Origin of the sequence: Streptomyces panacea, assembly GCF_040560175.1 — a bacterium.
Classification (GTDB): domain Bacteria; phylum Actinomycetota; class Actinomycetes; order Streptomycetales; family Streptomycetaceae; genus Streptomyces; species Streptomyces panacea.
The window spans coordinates 1-3,824 of the sequence record NZ_JARJHW010000324.1; the positions used below are offsets into that span (position 1 = coordinate 1).

Annotated in this window: 3 protein-coding genes and 1 pseudogene; 1 reads left to right on the top strand and 3 read right to left on the bottom strand. The window is 72.3% G+C overall.

The features are described 5' to 3' along the window. The 3 genes from P3L51_RS35425 to glmS all read right to left on the bottom strand — a co-directional run. On the bottom strand, window positions 1–208 hold a 208-nt coding region (locus tag P3L51_RS35425; RefSeq protein WP_354609476.1), incomplete at its 3' end, for an NAD(P)H-hydrate epimerase. Window positions 209–248: 40 nt separating this feature from the next. Continuing rightward, window positions 249–617 (bottom strand): holo-ACP synthase, encoded by a 369-nt coding sequence (locus P3L51_RS35430; protein ID WP_354609477.1) that lies wholly within the window; start codon window positions 615–617, stop codon window positions 249–251. A 15-nt stretch (window positions 618–632) separates the two neighbouring features. Further along, on the bottom strand, window positions 633–2,486 hold the full coding sequence (glmS, locus tag P3L51_RS35435; RefSeq protein WP_354609478.1) for a glutamine--fructose-6-phosphate transaminase (isomerizing): 1,854 nt from the start codon (window positions 2,484–2,486) through the stop codon (window positions 633–635). Window positions 2,487–2,753: 267 nt separating this feature from the next. On the opposite strand from glmS, the pseudogene P3L51_RS35440 reads away from it, so the two are divergent. Beyond that, a pseudogene (locus P3L51_RS35440) lies at window positions 2,754–3,824 on the top strand (hypothetical protein); the annotation flags it as partial.

Below are 3,824 nucleotides of genomic sequence, written 5' to 3' on the forward strand. Positions count from 1 at the left end.
GCCCGGCTGGCGCGGCGCCGCCGTTGTCGCCGCTGCCGACGAGGAGGACGACCCGCGCGCCGTACACCCGGCCCCGCCGCCGCAGCAGATCCGCGCACGCGGCGGCGAGCCCGGCCGCCGCGCGCTGCATCAGTACGCCTTCGGGCAGCCGGTCCATCAGCTCCCGCTCGGCGGTCCGCACGGTCTGAACGCTGTACGCAGTACGCATGACCCCGAGTCTGCCGCACGGAGCCGCGGGGAGCGCGGGATCACCCCTCCGCGATCACCACCGCCGACGCGATCCCCGCGTCATGGCTGAGCGACACATGCCAGGCCCGTACGCCCAGTTCCGCCGCCCGTGCCGCCACCGTGCCCCGTACCCGCAGCCGCGGCTGCCCGCTCTCCTCGACGTACACCTCGGCGTCCGTCCAGCGCAGCCCACCCGGCGCTCCCAGCGCCTTCGCCAGGGCCTCCTTCGCCGCGAAGCGGGCGGCCAGCGAGGCGACACCGCGCCGTTCCCCGCTGGGGAGCAGCAACTCCCGCTCCGAGAAAAGCCGTTCGGCCATGGCAGGCGTGCGCTCCAGCGACGCCGCGAAGCGTTCGATCTCCGCGACGTCGATCCCCACCCCGATGATCAAGACCCGATCCCCTTCTCACTCCACCGTCACGGACTTCGCCAGGTTCCTCGGCTGGTCCACCTCGTTGCCGCGCGCCGTCGCCAGCTCGCACGCGAAGACCTGCAACGGCACCGTCGAGACCAGCGGCTGAAGGAGCGTCGGCGTCACCGGGATGCGGATGAGATGGTCCGCGTACGGCACCACCGCCTCGTCCCCCTCCTCCGCGATCACGATCGTCCGCGCTCCCCGCGCCCGGATCTCCTGGATGTTCGACACGATCTTGTCGTGCAGCACCGAACGCCCGCGCGGCGAGGGTACGACGACCACCACCGGCACGTCCTCCTCGATCAGCGCGATCGGCCCGTGCTTCAGCTCGCCGGCCGCGAAGCCCTCGGCGTGCATGTACGCCAGTTCCTTCAGCTTCAGCGCGCCCTCCAGCGCCACCGGATAGCCGACGTGCCGCCCCAGGAACAGCACCGTCCGCTTGTCGGCGAGCGAGCGCGCCAGCTCCCGTACCGGCTCCATCGTCTCCAGCACGCGCTCGACCTCGTTCGAGACGCGCGACAGTTCGCGGATGACGGCCCGGATCTCGTCGCCGTACTTCGTGCAGCGCAACTGCCCCAGATACAGCGCCACCAGATAGCAGGCCACAAGCTGTGTCAGGAACGCCTTCGTCGACGCGACCGCGACCTCGGGACCCGCGTGCGTGTAGAGGACGGCGTCCGACTCCCTGGGGATGGTCGAGCCGTTGGTGTTGCAGATCGCGAGGACCGTGGCGCCCTGGTCGCGCGCGTGCCGCAGCGCCATCAGCGTGTCCATCGTCTCGCCGGACTGGGAGATCGCGATGACGAGGGTACGGGTGTTCAGGATCGGGTCCCGGTAGCGGAACTCGCTCGCCAGCTCCACCTCGCACGGGATGCGGGTCCAGTGCTCGATGGCGTACTTGGCGATCAGCCCCGCGTGGAAGGCCGTCCCGCACGCCACGATGACCACCTTGTCGGCCGCCCGCAGCACACGCGAGGGGATGCGCAGGTCGTCCAGCGTCAGTGAGCCCTCGGCGTTGATGCGCCCGAGGAGGGTGTCGGCGACGGCCTTCGGCTGCTCGGCGATCTCCTTGAGCATGAAGTAGTCGTAGCCGCCCTTCTCGGCGGCCGACGCGTCCCAGTCGATGTGGTAGGCGCGTACGTCGGCGGCGGCGTCCGCGCCGTCGAAGTCGGTCACCGTCACGCCGTCGCGGCGCAGCTCCACCACCTGGTCCTGGCCCAGTTCGATCGCGGAGCGCGTATGGGCGATGAAGGCGGCGACGTCGGAGGCGAGGAACGCCTCGCCGTCGCCCACGCCCACCACGAGCGGCGAGTTGCGGCGCGCGCCCACGACGACGTCCGGCTCGTCCGCGTGCACGGCGACCAGCGTGAACGCGCCCTCCAGCCGCCCGCACACCCGCCGCATCGACTCGGCCAGCTCGCCGCAGGACGAGAACGCCTCGGCGAGCAGATGCGCCACGACCTCGGTGTCGGTCTCGGAGGTCAGGTCGTGGCCGCGGTCGGTCAGCTCGGTGCGCAGCGCGGCGAAGTTCTCGATGATCCCGTTGTGGACGACGGCGACGCGGCCCGCGTTGTCGGCGTGGGGATGGGCGTTGGCGTCGGTGGGGCCGCCGTGCGTGGCCCACCTGGTGTGGCCGATACCGGTGGTCCCGCTCGGCAACGGCGCCTCCACCAGTGCCTTCTCCAGATTGACCAGCTTGCCCGCCTTCTTGGCCGAGGCGAGCCCGCCGTCGGCGAGTACCGCGACGCCGGCCGAGTCGTAACCCCGGTATTCGAGCCGCTTGAGACCGGCGACGACCACATCGAGCGCCGACTGTCCGCCGATATATCCCACGATTCCGCACATGGGCGGCAGCCTACGGCGGGGGGTCCCCAGCGGCCGGGAGCGCTCGCGGGGGACACCCGCCGACCTGGCCCGCGCGCGCCCGACCTGGGACGACCGCGCGATCCCACTACGCCATGCGATACGGCGGGGGCGACGGGGCGCCTGCGACCGGGCTCGTGCGACGGGGCTCGTGCGATACAGCACGGGATACGGCATGCGATACGGCTTTGTCACCAAAAGCCTCTGGTGGGGGCAGCCTTCGACCGCCTTCAATGGTTGACCGTGACGATGACCGCGACGCTACGCACCTTGATCACCCTGCCGCGGATGCTCCGCCACGGCGCCGCCGTCGGCGCGCACCTGCCCCCCGACGCGTCCGTCGTCCTCGACCCGCCCACGCCCGAGCTGCGCGCCGCGCTCACCGCCGCGTACGCGGGAGACCATGAGCCGGCCAGGGACCTGCTCGCGTCGACCCGTGTCGGCGCCGAGTGGGAGCGGCGCGGCGGCTACGTGCCGCGGCTGGCCGAGAGCGCGCTGCACAGCCCCGGCTGGCTGGACACCTGGCTCGCCCGGTCGCCGCGGGATCCGGACGCCGTACTGGTGAAGGCCGAGCACCGCGTCCAGCAGGCGTGGGAGATACGGACGGGCGCCCGGGCGAGTGGCGTCTCGCGCGACCAGTTCCAGGCGTTCTTCGCGCTGCTCGACGACGCGGTCCCGGTGATCGGCGCGGCGGCGGAGCTGAACCCGACCGACCCCGTGCCGTGGCAGGTCGCGCTCACCCACGCGCGGGGGAGCCAGGCGCCGCGCGAGGTGTTCGACGCGTACTGGGCGGAGGCGACCGCCCGCGCGCCGCACCACTACGGCTGCCATCTCTCGGCGCTCCAGTACCTGTGCGACAAGTGGTACGGCTCGCACACCGAGATGTTCGACTTCGCCGAGCGCGCGGCGGAGCACTCCCTGCCGGGCTCGAAGCTGCACGCGCTGCCGCTGCTGGCGGCCGTCGAGTACGACGTGGTGGCCGACGGCACACCGCCGGAGGGCGGCCCGATCGACCGGTCGCGGATCCACGCCGCGCTGAAGCGGGCGCTGGAGCTGTCGGACGCGTACCCGCCGGGCGATCCGGAGGTGGCCGGGGTCCGGAACCATCTGGCGCTGATGCTGGTGCTGGGGGACCGGCACGGGGAGGCGCTGGAGCAGTTCCGGGCGGTGGGGGCGCACGCGACGGAGTACCCGTGGGCGTATCTCGGGGACGCGCGGGGCGAGTTCCTGGACTTCCGGACGGGCGTACGGATGCATGTGGCGGCGGGGATGCCGTTCTTCTCGCGGCCGAAGGCGCCGGTTCCGCACGCGACGGTGTAC